This window comes from Nocardia yunnanensis, from assembly GCF_003626895.1.
Taxonomy (GTDB): Bacteria; Actinomycetota; Actinomycetes; order Mycobacteriales; family Mycobacteriaceae; genus Nocardia; species Nocardia yunnanensis.
Map to the genome: position 1 here is coordinate 6018988 of NZ_CP032568.1, position 20130 is coordinate 6039117.

Annotated in this window: 7 protein-coding genes; 5 read left to right on the top strand and 2 right to left on the bottom strand. The window is 70.4% G+C overall.

All coding sequences use genetic code 11. The features are described from left to right. Positions 1-99: 99 nt before the first annotated feature. On the top strand, positions 100-1482 hold the full coding sequence (locus D7D52_RS28370; RefSeq protein WP_162958618.1) for a serine/threonine-protein kinase: 1383 nt from the start codon (positions 100-102) through the stop codon (positions 1480-1482). Between the two features lie 70 nt (positions 1483-1552). On the opposite strand, the gene D7D52_RS28375 is transcribed toward D7D52_RS28370, so the two are convergent. Then, entirely contained in the window at positions 1553-1945 is a 393-nt protein-coding gene (locus D7D52_RS28375; RefSeq protein WP_120741228.1) for an SCO5389 family protein, read from the bottom strand. Between the two features lie 57 nt (positions 1946-2002). After that, complete coding sequence (locus D7D52_RS28380) at positions 2003-3046, bottom strand: NAD(P)H-dependent flavin oxidoreductase (RefSeq protein ID WP_120741230.1); 1044 nt, start codon at positions 3044-3046, stop codon at positions 2003-2005. A gap of 198 nt (positions 3047-3244) precedes the next feature. On the opposite strand from D7D52_RS28380, the gene D7D52_RS28385 reads away from it, so the two are divergent. The 4 genes from D7D52_RS28385 (at position 3245) to D7D52_RS28400 (ending at position 20126) form a co-directional block, all read left to right on the top strand. Next, complete coding sequence (locus D7D52_RS28385) at positions 3245-4087, top strand: M23 family metallopeptidase (RefSeq protein ID WP_120741233.1); 843 nt, start codon at positions 3245-3247, stop codon at positions 4085-4087. Between the two features lie 59 nt (positions 4088-4146). Beyond that, positions 4147-5127 (top strand): helix-turn-helix domain-containing protein, encoded by a 981-nt coding sequence (locus D7D52_RS28390; RefSeq protein ID WP_120744530.1) that lies wholly within the window; start codon positions 4147-4149, stop codon positions 5125-5127. 215 nt (positions 5128-5342) lie between these two features. Next, positions 5343-12569, top strand: a complete 7227-nt coding sequence (locus D7D52_RS28395; RefSeq protein WP_120741235.1) for a non-ribosomal peptide synthetase — start codon at positions 5343-5345, stop codon at positions 12567-12569. 240 nt (positions 12570-12809) lie between these two features. Next, positions 12810-20126 (top strand): non-ribosomal peptide synthetase, encoded by a 7317-nt coding sequence (locus tag D7D52_RS28400; protein ID WP_120741237.1) that lies wholly within the window; start codon positions 12810-12812, stop codon positions 20124-20126. The last annotated feature ends 4 nt before the right edge of the window (positions 20127-20130 follow it).

Sequence of the window (20130 nt, forward strand, 5' to 3'; positions counted from 1 at the left end):
TCCAGCCCCACACCCCATCCCAAAACAGTTCGTCGCGCACACCCGCCGCCCCGCCGTATGCTGAGCACGCCGCAATGGCACCGAAATCTGGGAGGGCAAGTGCCGGGGGAAGGTCGACTCGGCCATTATCGGCTTCTCGAGCTGCTGGGCCGGGGCGGAATGGGCCAGGTATGGCTGGCCGAGGACACACACCTGGAACGCGAAGTAGCCCTGAAGCTGCTCCCCCTGGAGCTGGCCGCCGACGAGGACTACCGACGCCGATTCGAACGTGAAGCGCGATTGGCCGCCCGCCTGCGCGGCCCCCACGTGGTCCCGATCCACGCCTTCGGCGAGCTGGACGGCCGCCTCTACATAGATATGGAACTCGTCGAGGGCTCCGACCTAGGCAAGACCCTGCGCGATCGAGGCGCGCTGCCCCTCGAACAAGCCGTCGATCTGGTCACCCAGATAGCCGAGGCGCTCGATATCGCGCATCGGGCCGGTCTGGTGCATCGAGATGTGAAGCCCTCCAACGTCCTCACGCTGCCCAACGGTTTCGCCTACCTGATCGACTTCGGTATCGCCCGAGGTGTCGGCCAGTCCACCATCACCGGTACCGGTGTGGCCGTGGGCACCTGGGCCTACATGGCTCCCGAACGCTATTCCGGTACCGAGGACCTGCGCTCCGACGTCTACTCCCTGGCCTGCCTGCTCTTCGAAACCCTCACCGGCGTCAAGCCTTTCGCCCATCTAGACCCCGTGCAGCAGATGGCCGCCCATCTCACCACCGAGCCGCCTCGCGCCAGCGCTCAGAACCCCCGGATCCCCGCCGCCATGGACGCGGTGATCATTCGCGGTATGGCGAAGGACCCCGGCGGCCGGTTCCCCAGCGCGGGCGCCCTGGCGGCGGCCGCCCGTTCCGCAGCCCAGTCCGCCGTCCCGAATCCCAGCCCCACCAGACGCGCCGCGCCGACCGCGAAATGGGATGCGGCAGCCCCTTTCCCGACCCACGGCACCGCGTACACCCCGCCCCCGACGCGCACTCCGCAGCCCCCGCGGACGTCATCGCCCTACAACCCAATCCCCACCGCGCTGACGCCTCCGCCCGGTGCGATGCAGCCGCAGAACGCCATGCAGTACCGCACACCCCCCAACGCCGGCACGCCACAGCCCGTGATGCCCGCCGCACCGTATGCGTACCGCCAGCCGAACATCGCCTACCCCGCGTTCACAGGTAAACCGTTGGAGCAGCCGCGAATCAAGGGATGGCAACCGGTCTGGTGGACGATCCTCGCCCTGCTGACGTTGTTGTTCGGAATCCTGAGCATCGCGACGATCGCGATCACCTGCACCGAGGGTTTCGGCGGCTGGGGCACCACGATCGTCGCCTGGTTCATGTTCGTCGGACCGTTCGCGATGTTCGTCTGGTTCGGTGTCCGAGAGGTCCGCAAGTTCCGTTCGGACCGGCGGCGTTGGCGGGCAGGCGATTTCCGAATCACCTGACCGAATCACTCAACCCACAAGCCTCGGCGCGGCCGGGTTGCGGCCGCGCCGAAGGATGTTCGCAAAACGCTCAGCAGTTGCGCAGCTCCGGGCTCTGGTTGAGCAGCTGCGCGCGGGTGGAGATGAAGGTGGAGTAGGTGTCGCCGCCGACCGAGGACAGCGGGAAGGCCGCGACCCGGTGGCAGTTCTGGAAGGCGAGCTTGATGCCGAAGTGGCGTTCCAGCCCGCCGCGGATCGCGTCGGAGGCCATGGCGCGCAGCAGCTGGCCGCGGGCCGTCTCGTCCGGTGGCGCGATGGTGTTGTCGGCGAATTCCGCCGTGCCGGAACGCAGATCGGCGGCTACCCGGCTGACGACCTCATACGCGTAGGGCAGCGAGTTACGGACGCATTCCACGAACTCTGCGTCGTTGACCTCACCACGTTCGGCGCGCTCGAGTAGTGCGGTGGGTACGTCGAGTGACATATCGCTCTCCTCATGGGATGGCGGAAGGTGTCAGCCGATTGTAGGTGAAAAACGTTGTCAATAAGTCTGGATTCGCAACGAAAGGGCCCGCTCCAGCGCATTTTTCGCATCCGCCGACAGGGTGCGCACCAGCTCGCCGGCCGGTAGCTCGACGGCCAGCGAATGCGCCTGACCTGCCCAGAGATTCACCTCGTCGGCATTGCCCGCCGCTCGTGCCGCCGCCCGCAAAGGCCCCGTGGCGTAATGGATCTCGGGGTACGCGACGGGTGCGTCCGGATGGTCCTCCATGAACCGATTGCGCAGTCCGCGCGCCCGCCGCCCGGTGAAGGCGCGAGTCAGCATGGTCGGGGTGTCACCCGCGATGGCCTTCCGAATCACCGGCGAGGTCCCCGCCTCGGGGCATCGCATGAACGCGGTGCCGAGCTGCGCGGCCGCCGCCCCCACAGCCAAAACTCCCGCCACCGCCGCGCCGCTCACAATGCCCCCCGCCGCCACGATCGGCACGTCCACCGCCGCGCGCAGCAACTGGACCAACGCCAGCGTCCCCAGCGGATCGACCAGGTCCTCGCCCGGATCGTCCGCGAACGTCCCGCGATGCCCGCCCGCCTCGGCCCCCTGTGCGACAAGCACATCCGCCCCCGCCGCCACGGCCTGCCGCGCCTCGGCGACGGTCGTGACGGTCACCCAGACCTCGGACCCCACGGCCCGCAGCCGCGCGATCTCCGCCGCCGACGGGCACCCGAAGGTGCTCGACACGACCGCCACCGGATCGGCGATCAGCAATTCGAGCTTCGCCGCCCAGTCGTCGCTGTCGTATTTGGCCTCGCCCACGGGGAACTCGCGACCCAGCTCCTCTATATATGAAGAGAACCGATCGGTCGGACTGGGTTCTGATGGATAAAACAGATTCACCCCGAATGCCCGCGCGGTCAGCGCCCGCGTGGCCTTGATCCGCGCCCCCAGTTCCCTCGCCGGCAGATATCCCGCGGCGACGAACCCCAGCCCGCCCGCCTCGGACACCGCTGCGGCCAATTCCGGGGTCGACGGCCCGCCGGCCATCGGTGCAAGAACGATCGGCGTACCCAACTCGTCGAGAACCATGTCACAAGTGTGCCTGGTCGGTTACCTTTTGTGATCAAGGGTTCGAGTACTCCAGCTGGCGTTATCGCACAAAAGGTTGCGGAATGGTCACAACCGAGTACAGTTTCCGTCACAGCGATGCCGAATCGTTACCGGACCCACCGAACGCTAGGACTTGCAGTGCCGCACCACCGAACGACCGCCAACTCCGTAACAGTCATGGATTTGCTTGGTGATTCCGGTGCCGGCCGCGCTGGCATCACGTCGCGCAGACGTCACCGCGCCGAGTCCTCCACCACCGATCGGGTCAAGACGGCAGCGGGTGTGGCCGTCGCCGCGGGCGCCCTCATCGGCACCGCGACCCAGCTGGTGCCCGCCCTCGCGCACGCCGCCCCCCTGCTGCCCACCCACGACGAGAAGCCCGCCACCATCGGCGAGGACGTCGCGGAGAACACTCCCCTCGAACTCAAGCAGGCCAAGGACGTCGCGGCCCCCGCGCCGGCGGCCGCCACCCCCGAGGCGCAGCCGGTCGCGGCCACCACGCCCGACCCGGCCCCCTTCGGCCTGCAGAACCTCCCCCCGGAGGTCTCCGCCCCCCTGGCGCAGGCCGAGCAGACCCTGAAAACCCTGCAGCAGCAGCTCAATCCGGGTCCGAACGTGGTCAAGCCGGTCGACGGCGTGCTCACCTCCGGCTTCGGCGTGCGCTGGGGCGCGATGCACTACGGCATCGACTTCGCCGATCCGATCGGCACCCCCATCCACTCCGTCATGGGCGGCACGGTCATCGACGCCGGCCCCGCCTCGGGCTTCGGCCTCTGGGTGCGCGTCAAGCAGGACGACGGCACCACCGCGGTCTACGGCCACGTCAACGACATGTACGTGACCAAGGGCCAGCGCGTGAACACCGGCGATGTCATCGCCTCCGTGGGCAACCGCGGCAATTCCACAGGTCCCCATCTGCACCTCGAGATTTGGGACGCCGCCGACAACAAGATGGATCCGCTGCCATGGCTAGCCAGCAAGGGCGTTCTCATGCAGCAGCAGTGGGGCCCGGACCAGTAGAGCGTTCACCGCTGCCCACGAACGGACGATTTCCGGACCGGCGCCCGCCGGTGGGTGCGGTGACGACACTGGACGATCTCTTCGACCCCGCCTCCCTGCACGGCCGCGCCTACGGGGTGCTCGTGCAGCATCCGCGTTCGACCGTGCCCGAGGTGGCCGAGCGGCTCAGCATTCCGCCGCGCGTGGCCGAGGCCGCGCTCGAGGCGCTGTGCCAGCTCGAGGCCGTGGTGCGGCTGACCGACAGCAAGGGCGTGGTGCGTTTCGACGCGCACGCCCCGGAAGCCTTGTCGGAGGCCGAGACTCGCCGCCGCAATCAGGACATGCTGCGCATGCAGTCGGCCGCCGCGCGCCTGGGTGAGACGTTCCGCTCGGTGCGCCGCACCACCGATGCCGACGGCGCGGTGGTGGCCGTCTACGAACGCCGCCAGCTGCTGGCCGATTTCGAGGATCTGCAGCACACCGCGCACTCCTGCGTGAAGGTGGTGGAACGCGGCCCGTTTCTCTCCGATGTGGAGACCGAGGAGCGGATGTTCGAGCTCAAGTCCTCGCGCATCCAGGCCGGCATCGACTACCGGACGCTGTATCAGGAGACCATCTACCAGGATCCCGAGCGGCTGCGGCACGTACTGGCCACGAATGCGGTTGGCGCACAGGCGCGCACGCTGCCGGACCCGCCGATGAAGCTGATCGTCGCGGACGATCGGCGCGCCGTGCTGGTGCTGCACACCGACGAGCGCCGCGGCGACCCCATGGGCGTCCGCGTCGGCCCCTCGCCCACGCTGGACCTGCTGGTCAAGACGTTCGACGCGCTGTGGCTGATGTCCACGCCCATCTCGGTCAACCCGTCCGAGGCGCTGGACGAACGGGACAAGGCGATCCTGACGCTCATGAGCATGGGCGCCACCGACGACACCATCGCCCGCCGCCTCGGCCTCTCGCGCCGAACGGTGGTGCGCCGCACCGCAAGTCTGCTCGAGCGCCTCGGCGCGAGCACCCGTTTCCAGGCGGGAGTGCAGGCGACACGCCGCGGATGGCTATGAGTCACTGTGTCTCAAGTCACTTCGTGTCACTAATTTTCGCTGCTCAGCGATAGTCAAAGCGGATGGCCGCTCGAGAGCACTCGTGCGTCTCGATATGATGAATTCATCCGCTGACCCTGTCGACGTACCGCGAACAAGACGTCAGTTTTCGTGGGTCGGCCGAGCTGCCTCGGCCAAGCGGAAAAGCCCGGACCCCGAGAGGTGATTGCACGCGTATGGATACTGCCCGCCGTACAGCTCGCGGGAATCGTCGGCGTCGGTCCGGCAACCCACTCTTCGGCCAGCTGCTCACCTCCGCGGTCGAGTCCGCGGGTGATGCCATCGCCATTCGGTTCGATCAGCGTGAGATCAGCTATCGGGAGCTGGACGCCCGGTCCTCGCAGCTGGCCCGGGAACTGATCGCGCGCGGTGTCGCGCCCGGGGACATGGTCGCCATCGGCATCACCCGTTCCATCGAATCGGTGCTGTCTGTGTGGGCGGTCGCCAAGACCGGCGCCGCCTACGTCCCGGTCGACCCGGCCTACCCGCCGGACCGCATCGAACACCTGCTCACCGATTCCGGCGCCGTGCTGGGCCTGACGACGCTGGAGCACCGCGGCGCGCTGGGCACCGCCGCCGAATGGCTCGAACTGGACGATCCGGCGCAGGCGGACCGCGTCGCCGCGCACCCGGATCACCCCATCTCGTACGCCGACCGGCTGGGCACACCGACCGAGCAGCATCCCGCGTACGTCATCTACACCTCCGGTTCGACCGGTAAGCCCAAGGGCGTGGTGGTCACCCACTCCGGTCTGGCCGGGCTGGTCGCCGCCGAACGCGAGCATTACGCGGTCACCGCGGATTCGCGCGTGCTGCACGTGTGTTCGCCGAGCTTCGACGTCTCGGTGCTGGAACTGCTGCTGACCTTCACCGCCGGTGCGACCCTCGTCATCGCACCGGCCGGCGTGTTCGGCGGCGTGGAACTGGCCGAGCTGCTGGCGCGGGAGCGGGTCACCCACGTGCTGATCACGCCGGGTGCGCTGGAATCGGTGGATCCGGCCGGATTGTCCGAACTGAGCACCGTGGTCGTGGCAGGCGACAAGTTCGGTCCGGAACTGGTATCGCGCTGGGCCACCGAAAACCGTTCGTTCTACAACGGTTACGGCCCGACCGAGGCGACGATTCTCGCCACTTCCAGCGCGCCGCTGCGACCGGGCGCGCCGATCAGCATCGGCACGGCCGTTCCGGGAGTCGGCGCCTACGTGCTGGATTCGCGGTTGCGGCCGGTGCCGGACGGGGTGGTCGGCGAGCTGTATCTGTCGGGTCCCGCGCTGGCGCAGGGTTATCGCGGACGGCCGGGGCTGACCTCGGAACGCTTCGTGGCCAGCCCGTTCGGCGAGGGCGCGCGCCTGTACCGCACCGGTGACCTGGTGCGCCGCGCCTCGATGGAATCCGACAACCCGGGCGTCATCGAGTACCTGGGCCGGTCCGACTTCCAGGTCAAGATCCGCGGCCTGCGCATCGAACTGGGCGAGATCGACAATGCGCTGAGTTCGCATCCGGACGTGGATTTCGCTGCCACCCTGGGCAAATCGCTGCCCTCGGGTGCGACGGCGCTGGTGTCCTACGTGCTGCCGCGACCGGGCGCGACCCTGGATACCGCGGCGCTGGCCGCTCACGTCGGCGCGTCCCTGCCCGCCTACATGGTGCCCGCGTCCATCCTGGTACTGGACGAGATCCCGCTGACGCCGGTCGGCAAGCTGGATCGAAACGCGTTGCCGGAGCCGGTGTTCGCGGCCCGCGCGTTCCGCGCTCCTGCCACCCGCGCCGAGGAGATCGTCGCGGAAGTGTTCGCCGCCTTGCTGATTCCGGACGATCCGGAAGCACGGGTCGGCGCCGACGACGACTTCTTCGAACTCGGCGGCAACTCGCTGCTGGCCGCGCAGGCCGCGGCCCGCATCGGCACCGCACTGGGCGTGCGGGTGCCGGTGCACGTGCTGTTCGAGGGCTCGACGGTGCGCGAGCTGGCGCGGGCGCTCGATACCGATTCGGCGGTCGCGGCCGGCCCGGTGCTGGGCAGCCTGCCCCGGCCGACCCGCGTCCCGCTGTCGTTCGCGCAGCAGCGCATGTGGTTCCTCAACCGGTTCGATCCCACCAGCGCCGTGGACAATATGCCGCTGGCCGTGCGATTGTCCGGGACGCTCGACGTGGACGCCATGCGGGCCGCGGCGGCGGATCTGGTCGCGCGGCACGAAGTGCTGCGCACCATCTACCCCGAGGTGGACGGCGAGGGCTTCCAGCAGGTGCTCTCGGCCGAGGACCCGCGTGCGCGGGTCGAGTTGCCGATCGTCGATATCGCGGCCGAGGACATCGCCGCCGCGGTGGCCGACGTGGTCGGTGCCGGATTCGATGTCACCGCCGCGCCGCCGGTGCGGTTGCGGTTGCTGCGGATCGCGCCCGACGAGCATGTGCTGGTCGCCGCGATCTATCACATTGCGGCCGACGGTGTTTCGATCGGCGTCCTGGCCCGCGATCTGGTGTCGGCGTACGCCGAGCGCATGCGCGGGTCGGCTCCCAGCTGGGCGCCGCTGCCGGTGCAGTACGCGGATTACGCGGTGTGGCAACGGGAATCGCTGGGCCGCGAGGACGATCCGGAGTCGGCGCTGGCCCGCCAGATCGCCTACTGGCGCGAGACCCTGGCCGACCTGCCCGACGAGCTGGTGCTGCCGTGGGATCGGCCGCGGCCCGCGGTCGCCTCCTACCGCGGCGGGACGCACGCGTTCCGGCTGGACGACGAGATCTACGCGGCCGCACGGCGATTCGCCGAGACCCACAATACGACGCTGTTCATGGTGGTGCACGCGGCGCTGGCGGTGCTGCTGTCGCGCTTGTCGGGCACACGGGACATCGCCATCGGCACGCCGGTCGCCGGCCGCGGTGAGGCCGTGCTCGACGAGTTGATCGGCATGTTCGTCAATACGCTGGTGCTGCGCACCGATGTCGATCCGGCGGCCTCGTTCGAGGAGCTCGTCGGCCGCGTCCGCGACACCGACGTGCGGGCCTTCGGCCATGCCGACGTGCCGTTCGAGCGCCTGGTGGAGCTGCTGGATCCGGCGCGCTCGCAGGCGCGCAATCCGCTGTTCCAGGTCATGCTCACCTTCCAGAACATGGCGCCCACCCGGCTGGAACTGCCCGGCCTGACGGTGGCGGGCGCGGATCTGGAGATCCCGTTCGCCAAGTTCGATCTGCAGCTCACCCTGCAGGAAGCGCATGACGAGCAGGGTGACGCGACCGGAATGGCCGCTGAATTCTCCTACGCGACCGACCTCTTCGACCCGGAGACGGTGGATGAGCTGGCGGCGCGCTTCCAGCGGGTGCTGGCCGCGTTGACCGAGGCGCCGAACGCCGCGGTCGGGGATCTCGCGCTGTTCTCGGCGGGGGAGCGGCAGCGGGTGCTGGGCGACTGGAACGCCACGGCGTTCGAGGTGCCGGACAGCGGCAGCGCGACACTGGCTACGCGGTTCGACGCGCAGGCGGCGGCGACGCCGGATGTGGTCGCGGTGGTCTTCGAGGACGAGGTCCTCACCTACCGGCAGCTGTCGGAGCGGGCCAATCGCCTGGCCCGGCGGTTGATCGCCGACGGCGTCGGACCGGAATCGCTGGTCGCGCTGGCCATGCGGCGTTCGACCGAACTGGTCGTCGGCATGTACGCGGTGGTGCTGGCCGGTGCGGCGTACGTGCCGCTGGACCCGGACCAGCCGGCCGAGCGCATCGGGCACATCCTCGAGACGGCGCGACCGGCATTGACGCTAAGCACTTCTCGCGACGCTTTCGAGGCGGACGGCGTGCTGTGCGTCGACGAGCTGGAGCTGTCGGGTTTCTCGGCGGCCCCGATCGCCGACGTCGAGCGGGTCCGTCCGTTGCGGCCCGAGCACACCGCCTACGTCATCTTCACGTCCGGTTCGACCGGACGGCCCAAGGGTGTCGCGGTCAGCCATGCGGCGATCGTCAATCGCCTGGTGTGGATGCAGGCCGAGTACGGGCTGACCGCGGAAGACGCTGTCCTGCAGAAGACGCCGGCCACGTTCGACGTGTCGGTGTGGGAGTTCTTCTGGCCCTTGCAGACCGGGGCGCGGCTGGTGGTGGCGCGGCCGGACGGGCATCGGGATCCGGTGTATCTGGCGCAGGTCATCGCCGAACAGGGCATCACCACGGCGCATTTCGTGCCGTCCATGCTCTCCGCCTTCGTCGCGGCGCTGGGCGATACCTCCGGCTGGAAGCTGCGGCAGGTGTTCGCCTCCGGCGAGGCGCTGCCCGTGCCGACCGCGCGCCAGCTGCGCGCGCTGACCGGGGCGCGCCTGCACAATCTGTACGGTCCCACCGAGGCCGCGGTCGACGTCACCTATCACGAGGCGACCGACGCCGACGCCGTCACGATGCCGATCGGGCGTCCGGTCTTCAATACCCGTGTCTACGTGCTGGATTCGCGGCTCAACCCGGTGCCGGTCGGCGTCGCGGGGGAGCTGTACCTGGCCGGTGCGCAGCTGGCGCGCGGGTATGTGGCGCGGCCGGATCTGACCGCTGACCGGTTCGTGGCCGACCCGTTCGGGACCGGCGAACGGCTCTACCGCACCGGCGATCTCGTGAAATGGAATGCCGCGGGCGAGCTGGAGTACCTGGGCCGCACCGACTTCCAGGTGAAGCTGCGTGGTCTGCGGATCGAGCTGGGCGAGATCGAGGCGGCGCTGCTGGCCCAGGCCGGCGTGACGCAGTCGGTCGTCGTCGTGCGCGCTGACGCGCACACCGGCGATCAGCTGGTCGGCTACGTGGTCGGCGAGACCGCCGACCTCGATCCCGCCGTCGTGAAATCCGTTCTGGCACAGGTACTCCCGGGCTACATGGTGCCCAGCGCCATCGTGGTGCTGGCCGAGTTCCCGCTCAATGCCTCCGGCAAGCTGGATCGCAAGGCGCTGCCGGCGCCGGTGTTCGAGGCCAAGGCGTTCCGCGCCCCGTCGACCCCGATCGAGGAGATCGTGGCGGGCGTGTTCGCGGAGCTGCTCGGCGCCGACCGGGTCGGCGCGGACGACGACTTCTTCGAGCTGGGCGGCAATTCGCTGATCGCCACCCGGGCGGTGTCGCGGATCAATGCCGCGCTCGACACCCGCGTCGCGGTGCGCGAACTCTTCGAGACCGCAACGGTTTCCGGTTTGGCGGCGCGGATCGTGCCCGGCACCGGTGCGCGGCCGGCGCTGGTGGCGGGGGAGCGGCCGGTGCGCGTGCCGCTGTCGCTGGCGCAGCAGCGCATGTGGGTGCTCAACCAGCTGGATCCGGAGTCCCCGGTCTACAACATTCCGATGGTCATCCGGCTGACCGGCGCGCTCGACGTCGCCGCCCTGCGGCATGCGGTCGAGGACGTGCTGAACCGGCACGAGGTGCTGCGCACCCGCTACCCGGAGTCCGCGCCCGGCGAGGCTCCCTACCAGGAGATCCTCTCGGTCGCCGACGCGCTGCCGGGCGGCTTGCGATCCGAGCGCGCCACCGATATCGGCGGCCGGATCGCCGAGCTGGTCGGCACCGGTTTCGATGTGGCGCAGCGGGTTCCGCTGCGGGTGCGACTGATCACCGGCGACGATCCCGACGACTACCTGCTGGTGCTGGTGGCCCATCACATCGCGGCCGACGGGGCGTCCATGGCCCCGCTGGCGCGCGACCTGGTGACCGCGTACGTGGCCCACGCCGGGGGCGAAGCTCCCAGTTGGACGCCGCTGGCGGTGCAGTACGCCGATTACGCGGTCTGGCAGCGCACGGCGCTCGGCAGCGAGGACGACCCGGCGTCGGTCGCGGCCGCCCAAGCCCAGTACTGGCGGGACCAGCTCGCCGGCCTGCCCATCGGGCAGTGCCTGCCGCTGGATCGGCCGCGTCCGGCGGTCGCCTCCATGCGGGGCGCGCTGATCGACTTCACCCTGCCGGGCGAGGTGCACACCAGCCTGAATCGCCTGGCGCGCCAGCACAATGCGTCGTTGTTCATGGTCGTGCACGCCGCCGTGGCGGCCTGGCTCACCCGCCTGTCCGGCAATGCCGACGTGGTGATCGGCACAGCGGTCGCCGGCCGCGGCGAGCGCGCGCTCGACGATCTGGTCGGCATGTTCGTCAACACCCTGCCCCTGCGGACGCGGGTGGATGTCTCGGCGTCGTTCGACGAACTGGTCGAACGCGCCCGCGAGACCGACCTGTCGGCGTTCGGCCACGCGGACCTCCCGTTCGAGCGGGTGTCGGAGATCGCCGCCCCGGGCCGCACGCCCGCGAATCCGCTGCTGCAGGTGGTGCTTTCGCTGCAGAACACCGAGACGCCGGTGCTGGAACTGCCGGGTCTGACCGTCGCCGCGGTCGAAACCGATTTGGCCACCGCCAAATTCGATCTGCAGATCAGCGTCGAGCCCCGCACCGGCGGTGAGCTGGCCGTGATCCTCAACTACGACACCGACCTGTTCGAGGAGTCCTCCATGGATTCCTTCGCCCGGTCGCTGAAGCGGGTGCTCACCGCGGTCGCCGCCGACCCGCACCTGCCGGTCGGCGATATCGCGCTGCTCGACGCGGCCGAAACCGCCGTGGTGCAGTCGATCTCGCAGCCCGCGCCGGAACCCGCCGGGGTGGCGGTGCGCGGTGCGGCGCTGGCCCAGGTGCTGACCAGCGCCGCCGAGGACGATCCGGAGGGCCCGGCCCTGGTGTGGGGCGAGGAGGCGCTGACCTATCAGGAGCTCGACGCGCGATCCTCGCGGCTGGCGCGGGTGCTCATCGCCCGCGGCAGCGGACCCGGCACGGGTGTGGTGCTGCGCCTGGATCGCGGTGTGGACCAGGTGGTCGCGGTGTGGGCGGTGCTCAAGGCGGGCACCATGATGGTCCCGCTGTCCGCCGCCGAACATCCCGGCCAGGACGTGAAGGTCGGCATCACCGTCGGCCTCGCGCCCGAGCACGTGCACGGCATCGACTGGCTGGTGCTCGACGATCCGGAGACGGCCGCCGAGATCGCCTCCGAGTCGGCGCGACCGGTCACCTACGCCAACCGGACTCGCGCGCTGCGCGGTGACGACCGGGCGCGGGTGTCGGCCGAGGGCGAACTCACCTACGACGGCCTGGCTGCCGTGGTGGATCGGGCCCGCGGGCTGGATCTCACCTTCGAATCGCGCACCTTCCATCACGGGGCCGCGGATTCGGCGCTGGCCATGATCGAATTGGTGGCCGCGGGCGCGGTCGGCGCGTCGGTCGTGCTGGTCGATCCGGAGGCGGAGTTGTCGGAGGCGCTGGCCGACGAGTGGGTCACCCATCTGTTCGTCGACCACGATCGGCTCGGTGAGCTGAATCCGGCTGCGCTCGAGGATCTGCGGGCCGTGATCCTGACCGCGGAAACCGCCGCGGCCGATGCCTGGCAGGAGGCGGCCACGGTTCTCGTGCTGCCCGAGTGAAACCTTCACCCGCCGCCGGAATTCACCTCCCGGCGGCGGGTTCGGTAGCTACCGTCAATAACTATGGCTCAGCTCACATGCTGCAACGCCATGACGAGGGCACCGATAGTCCCTCCAGTTCGGGCCGCCGCAGCTGCTGCGCGCGGATATGCTGTGCCGGTTCGCCCGGCCGGTCGGTTCGGGCTGGTCGAAGGAACTTCGACGCGTGTGGACTGCTCGACCTGTGAGGTGAACGGCTAGATGGATACTGCTCGCAGATCAGCACGCGGGGGCAGACGCCGCCGATCGGGCGCGCCGTTTCTGGGTCAACTGCTCACCGCCGCAGTCGAATCCGCGGGCGATGCGGTAGCCGTCAGCTTCAATCCCACCGGCGACCCGGCCGACCTGCGCGAACTCACCTATCGCGAACTCGACGAGCAGTCCTCGCGGGTGGCGCGCGAACTCATCGCCCTGGGCCTGGGCCCGGGCGACGTCGTGGCCATGGGCATCGCGCGCTCCATCGAATCGGTGCTGGCCATGTGGGCCATCGTCAAGACCGGGGCCACCTATCTGCCGGTCGACCCGACCTATCCGGCCGACCGCATCGAGCACATGCTCACCGACTCGGGCGCGCACTACGGCGTCACGCTGGCCGCGCATCGCGCCGGGCTCGGCACCGCCGCCTACTGGATCGAACTCGACGATCCGGCCCGCGCCGATCGCATCGCCGCCCGCCCCGCGCATCCCATCTCCTATGCCGACCGGGTGCGGCCGCTGACCGAACAGCATCTGGCCTACGTCATCTACACCTCCGGATCCACCGGAAAACCCAAGGGCGTGGCCATCTCCCACTCCGGGCTGGCCGGATTGGCAGCCCGCCGCGAAAGCCGGGCGGTGACCGGGGATTCCCGCATCACCCAGCTCACCACCCCGAGCTTCGACTTCTCCATCGTGGAGATGCTCTACGCCTTCACCGCCGGGGCCACCCTGGTCGTGGTGCCGCCGGACGTCTTCGGCGGCCAGGAGCTCAGCGAGCTGCTGCGCCGCGAGCGTGTCACCCACATCTGCATCACCCCCGCGGTGCTGGAATCGCTGGATCCGGCCGTGCCCCAAGACCTGCGGGCGATCATGTGCGGTGGTGAGCGGGTGCCGCCCGCGCTGGTCGACCGCTGGATCACCCCCGAGCGCGAGTTCTACATCGAGTACGGGCCGACCGAGGTCACCGCGCTGTCGACCGGGACCGGTCCGCTCGAACCCGGCGGCGGCACCCACATCGGCACGCTGCTGCCCGGGATCGGGGCGTACGTGCTGGACGCCGGGTTGCGGCCGGTGCCGCCGGGGGTGGTCGGCGAGCTGTATCTGGCCGGTCCCGCCCTGGCCGAGGGCTATCTCAACCGGCCGGCGCTGACCGCGGAGCGTTTCGTCGCCGGCCCGTACGGCGAACCGGGACAACGGCTCTACCGCACCGGCGACCTCGTCAAACGCCTGGAGAACGGCAACTTCGAGCATCACGGGCGCACCGACTTCCAGGTCAAGATCCGCGGTCTGCGCATCGAACTCGGCGAGATCGACAGCGCCTTCGCCGGGCATCCGGACGTGGATTTCGCGGTCACGCTCGGCACCACCCTGCCCACCGGGGCCGCGGCCCTGGTCACCTACCTGCTGCCGAGTCCCGGAAAGACCGTGGACACCGGGGAATTGGCGGCCTTCGCCGGGGAAACGCTGCCCGCGTACATGGTTCCGGCGGCCATCATGGTGCTCGACGAGATCCCGCTGACCCCGGTCGGCAAGGTCGATCGCGAGCGACTACCCGAGCCGGTGTTCAACACCAAACGCTTCCGCGCGCCCGAGACCGACGCGGAACGTGCGGTGGCCGAGGTGTTCTCGGGCCTGCTCACCCCGCCCGACGCCGAGCCGCTGCCGGTCGGGGCGGACGACGACTTCTTCGAACTCGGCGGCAATTCGCTGCTGGCCACGCAGGCCGTGGCGCGCATCGGCAGTGCGCTCGGGACACGGGTGCCGGTGCGGGTGCTGTTCGAGGCGTCCACGGTCGCCGAGCTGGCCCGGCTGCTCACCGGCGCCGCCGAGGCCGAAACCCACACGCCCGCACTGCGACCCGAGCCGCGACCGGACCGGGTGCCGCTGTCGTACGCGCAGCAGCGCATGTGGTTCCTCAACCGCTTCGATCCCGCGGGCGCGGTCGACAACGTGCCGCTGGCGGTGCGGCTCACCGGCGCGCTCGATCTCGAGGCCATGCGGGCCGCGGTCCGGGATCTGGTGGCGCGGCACGAGGTGCTGCGGACCATCTACCCTGAGGTCGACGGCGAGGGGTATCAGCAGGTGCTGCCGCTCACCGACGAGCGTGCGGTGCCGGAACTTTCGGTCGAGGACGTCGACGCGGACGGCCTGGTGGCGCGCGTGTTCGAGCTCGGCGGCGCCGGATTCGACGTGACCGCCGCGCCGCCGCTGCGACTGCGGGTACTGCGGCTGGGGGCCGACGATCAGGTGCTGGTGTGCGTGGTGCACCACATCGCGGCCGACGGCTTCTCCATGGGGCCCCTGGCGCGAGATCTGGTGACCGCGTACGTGTCTCGCACCACCGGTGACGCGCCGAGCTGGGCCCCGCTGCCGGTGCAGTACGCCGACTACACCCTCTGGCAGCGCGCCGCGCTCGGCCGCGAGGACGACGAGAACTCCACGCTGGCACGGCAGATCGCGTTCTGGCGCGAGACACTGGCCGAACTGCCCGACGAACTGGCCCTGCCCACGGATCGGCCGCGGCCGCCGGTCGCGTCCTTCCGGGGCGGCACCTACCGCTTCGAGCTGGCCGATGACGTGTACGCCGGGCTGCGGCGGATCGCGCGCGGGCACAACGGGACCACGTTCATGGTGGTGCACGCCGCGCTGGCGGTGCTGCTGGCGCGGCTGTCGGGGACGCGGGACATCGCCATCGGCACCCCCGTGGCCGGCCGCGGTGACGCCGCGCTCGACGATCTGATCGGCATGTTCGTCAATACGCTGGTACTGCGCACGGAGGTCGATCCGGCGGCCGGCTTCGCCGAATTGCTGGGCCGGGTCCGGGAATCCGACGTGCGCGCCTTCGGCCATGCCGACGTGCCCTTCGAACGCCTGGTGGAGCTGCTGGAACCGGCGCGCTCCCAGGCGCGCAATCCGCTGTTCCAGGTCATGCTGTCGTTCCAGAACCTGGCCCCGGTCGAATTCCGGCTGCCCGGGCTCACCGTCGCCGGCACCGACCTCGAGGTGCCGTTCGCCAAGTTCGACTTCCAGCTGACCGTGCAGGAGCGGGTCGACGAGCGCGGCGACGGCACCGGGATGGCCGCCGAATTCTCGTACGCCACAGACCTTTTCGACGAGGCGACGATCGCGGGCTACGCGCGGCGGTTCGCCCGCGTGCTCGAGCTGGTCGCCGCCGACCCGGACCTGCCGGTCGGGGATCTGGACCTGCTGTCGGCCGAGGAACAGCGACGCGTCCGCGGCGACTGGAACGCCACCGGATTCGACGTGCGCGCCGCGGTGGGACTGCCGCGCGGAATCGAACCGACCCTGGTGTCGATGTTCGAGGCGCAGGTCGCGGGCACGCCGGACGCGCCCGCGCTGATCTTCGAGGGGGAACGCCTCACCTACCGGGAGCTGTCCGAGCGCGCCGATCGGCTGGCCCGCGAGCTGGTGGACGGGCACGGTGTCGGGCCGGAAAGCCTGGTGGCCCTGGCCATTCGGCGTTCCACCGAACTCGTCGTGGCCATGTACGCGGTGCTCAAGGCGGGTGCGGCGTACGTGCCGCTGGATCCCGAACAGCCCATCGACCGCAACGAGCACATCCTCGACACCGCCCGGCCGCGACTGGTGCTGACCACCTGGCGGGACGGATTCGGCAGCGGCAGCGGCATTCCCACGCTGTTCGTCGAGGAGGCCGAGGAGCGGGCGCGCGCCCGGGCGGGCGGACCGCTCACGAATGCCGAACGGACGCGGCCGCTGCGGGCCGAACACCCGGCCTACGTCATCTTCACCTCCGGTTCCACCGGGCGGCCCAAGGGCGTGGCGGTCAGCCACGCCGCCATCGTCAACCGGCTGGTCTGGATGCAGGCGCAATACCGGCTGACCTACGCCGACGTGGTGTTGCAGAAGACGCCGGCGACGTTCGACGTGTCGGTGTGGGAGTTCTTCTGGCCCTTGCAGACCGGGGCGCGGCTGGTGGTGGCGCGGCCGGACGGGCATCGGGATCCGGTGTATCTGGCGCAGGTCATCGCCGAACAGGGCGTCACCACGGCGCATTTCGTACCGTCGATGCTGTCGGCGTTCGTCGCGGCGCTCGGCGATACCGAGGAGCGCTGGCCGCTGCGGCAGGTGTTCGCCTCCGGTGAGGCGCTGCCCGCGCCGACCGCGCAGCGGCTGCGGGAGCTGACCGGGGCGCGGCTGCACAACCTGTACGGTCCCACCGAGGCCGCGGTCGACGTCACCTATCACGAGGTGACCGACGCGGACACGGTGTCGGTGCCGATCGGGCGGCCGGTCTTCAATACCCGCCTGTACGTGCTGGATTCGCGCCTGCACCCGGTCGCGCCGGGCATCGCCGGCGAGCTGTACCTGGCCGGTGACCAGCTGGCCCTCGGGTATGTGGCGCGGCCGGATCTGACCGCGGACCGCTTCGTCGCCGACCCGTTCGGGCACGGCGCGCGCATGTACCGGACCGGCGATCTGGTGAAGTGGAACGCCGACGGCGAGGTGGAGTACCTGGGGCGCACCGATTTCCAGGTGAAGCTGCGCGGGCTGCGCATCGAACTCGGTGAGATCGAGGCGGCGCTGCTGGCGCAGGCCGGGGTGGCGCAGTCGGTGGTGGTGGTGCGCAACGACGCGCACGCGGGCGATCAGCTGGTGGGGTATGTGGTCGGCGCGCCCGGTCTCGATCCGGCGATCGTGAAATCCGGCCTGGCGCAGGCGCTTCCGGCGTACATGATGCCCGCCGCCGTCGTGGTGCTGGCCGAGTTCCCGCTCAACGCCTCCGGCAAGCTGGATCGTAAGGCCTTGCCGGCCCCCGTGTTCGAGGCCAAGCGTTTCCGGGCGCCCTCGACGCCGATCGAGGAGATCGTGGCGGGCGTGTTCGCGGATCTGCTGGGGACCGAGCGGGTCGGCGCGGACGACGACTTCTTCGAACTCGGCGGCAATTCGCTCATCGCCACCCGGGCCGTGTCGCGGATCAACGAGGCGCTGGAGGCCGGCGTCTCGGTGCGTGAATTGTTCGAGACCGCAACGGTTTCCGGGCTGGCGGCGCGGATCGTGCCGGGTACGGCCGCGGGCTCCCGTCCGGCGCTGGTCGCCGCCGAGCGTCCGGCCCGGGTGCCGCTGTCGCTGGCGCAGCAGCGGATGTGGGTGCTCAACCAGCTGGATCCGGAGTCCCCCGCCTACAACATTCCGATGGTGCTGCGGTTGACCGGCGCGCTCGATATCGCCGCGTTGACGCAGGCCGCGGAGGATGTGCTGACCCGGCACGAGGTGCTGCGCACCCGCTACCCGGAATCCGCGCCCGGCGCGGCCGCCTATCAGGAGGTGCTGTCGGTCGCCGACGCGCTGCCGGGCGGGCTGCGGGTGGAACGCGCCCACGACATCGGGAGCCGGGTACGCGAGCTCATGCTCACCGGATTCGATGTGGCACAGCAGGTTCCGGTGCGGATGCGATTGCTCACCGGGGACGCGCCGGACGACTATCTGCTCATTCTGGTCGCTCATCACATTGCCGCGGACGGGGCCTCGTTCGCGCCGCTGGCCCGCGATCTGGTGACCGCGTACCTGGCCCGCGCGGCGGGCGAGGCGCCCGGCTGGACGCCGCTGGCGGTGCAGTACGCCGACTTCGCGGTGTGGCAGCGCACGGCGGTCGGCAGCGAGGACGATCCGGCGTCGGTCGCGGCCGCCCAAGCCGAGTACTGGCGGGGCCAGCTGGCCGATCCGCCCGCGCGATCGCCGCTGCCGCTGGATCGCCCGCGCCCGGCCGTGCCGTCCATGGCGGGCGCGATGGTGGATGTCGCGGTGCCCGCCGCCGTGCACGCCGAGCTGAATCGCATTGCGCGCCGCCACAACGCGTCGCTGTTCATGGTCATGCACGCGGCCGTCGCCATCCTGCTGGCCCGCATGTCCGGCGGTTCGGACATTCTGGTCGGCACCCCGATCGCCGGGCGCGGTGAGCGGGCGCTGGACGGGCTGGTCGGCATGTTCGTCAATACCCTCACCCTGCGCACCGCCGTGGACACCGCCGCGTCCTTCGACGATCTGGTGGCCGCCGCCCGCGAAACCGATCTGTCGGCCTTCGCCCACGCGGACATCCCCTTCGAGCGGGTGGCCGAACTGGCCGCGCCCGGCCGCGCTCCGGGCGAACCGCTGCTGCAGGTCGTGCTGGCCCTGCAGCACAACGAGGTCGCCGAGCTCGAGCTGCCCGGCCTCACGGTGTCCGCGGTCGACGCCGACCTGGTCGCGGCCAAGTTCGATCTGCAGATCGCGGTGGAACCCGGACCGCCCGCCGCGGACGGCGGCCCCGGTGAGCTCGCGCTCGTGTTCGCCTACGCGACAGAGCTTTTCGACGAGGCCACCATCGAGGGCCTGGCCGAGCGCCTGCTGCGCATCCTGACCGCCGTGGCCGCCGACTCGCACAGCCCGGTCGGCGATATCGACATTCTGGACGCGGCCGAACGCGTCCGCGCCCACGCGGCCCCGGTGTCCGCGCCGCCGGCCCCGGCCGCCGCGCACGGCACCGCGTTGCCGCAGGCGCTCTCGGTCGCGGTCGAGGACGATCCGGACGGGCCCGCGCTGGTCTGGGGCGAGGAGGCGGTGTCGTATCGGGAGCTGGACGCCCGCTCCTCGCGGCTGGCCCGCTTCCTCGTCGCGCACGGCTGCGGACCCGGCCACGGGGTGGCCCTGCGGCTCGACCGCGGCGTGGAATTGGCCGTGGCCACCTGGGCGGTGCTCAAGGCGGGTGCGGCGGTGGTGCCGCTGGCCGCCCCGAACGCGCTGCCGCCCAGCGGGCTGGATGTGAAGGTGGGCCTGACGCTGGGCAATCCGGTGCCGGTGCCGGGCATCGACTGGCTGGCCCTCGACGATGCGGCGGTGGCCGCCGAGATCGCGGCCGAGTCCGCGCGGCCGGTCACCTACGCGCATCGGATCCGGGCCCTGCGCGGCGACGACACCGCCTTCGCGGCCCCGGGTCGCGGGCCGCTGAGCTACGACGCGGTCGCCGCGCTGGTGGATCAGGTGCGCGCCGGCACGGACCTCACCTTCGAATCACGTACTTACTGGTCTGGTTCGGCGGCGCATCCGTTCGCGTTGCTCGAACCCCTCGCGGCCGGTGACGTGGGCGCGGCGATGGTGCTGGCCGATCCGGACCTCGATCTCACCGATACGCTCACCGACGAATGGGTCACCCATCTGTTCGCCGAACGCACCCGCCTCGGCGGCCTGGACCCCGCCGGTCTGGACGATCTCCGGGCCGTCGTGGTCGACGACGCACCGGCCCCCACTCAGTGGTCCGGAGTGACGGTGCTCGTACTGCGAGGCGCCGCCGACCCGCGTTGAGTGC

What these genes read in the sequence shown, in the direction of transcription:
- D7D52_RS28385 (WP_120741233.1), top strand. Translation starts at nt 3,245, where the DNA reads ATGGATTTGCTTGGTGATTCCGGTGCCGGCCGCGCTGGCATCACGTCG.
- D7D52_RS28380 (WP_120741230.1), bottom strand. Translation starts at nt 3,046, where the DNA reads ATGGTTCTCGACGAGTTGGGTACGCCGATCGTTCTTGCACCGATGGCC.
- D7D52_RS28395 (WP_120741235.1), top strand. Translation starts at nt 5,343, where the DNA reads ATGGATACTGCCCGCCGTACAGCTCGCGGGAATCGTCGGCGTCGGTCC.
- D7D52_RS28375 (WP_120741228.1), bottom strand. Translation starts at nt 1,945, where the DNA reads ATGTCACTCGACGTACCCACCGCACTACTCGAGCGCGCCGAACGTGGT.
- D7D52_RS28400 (WP_120741237.1), top strand. Translation starts at nt 12,810, where the DNA reads ATGGATACTGCTCGCAGATCAGCACGCGGGGGCAGACGCCGCCGATCG.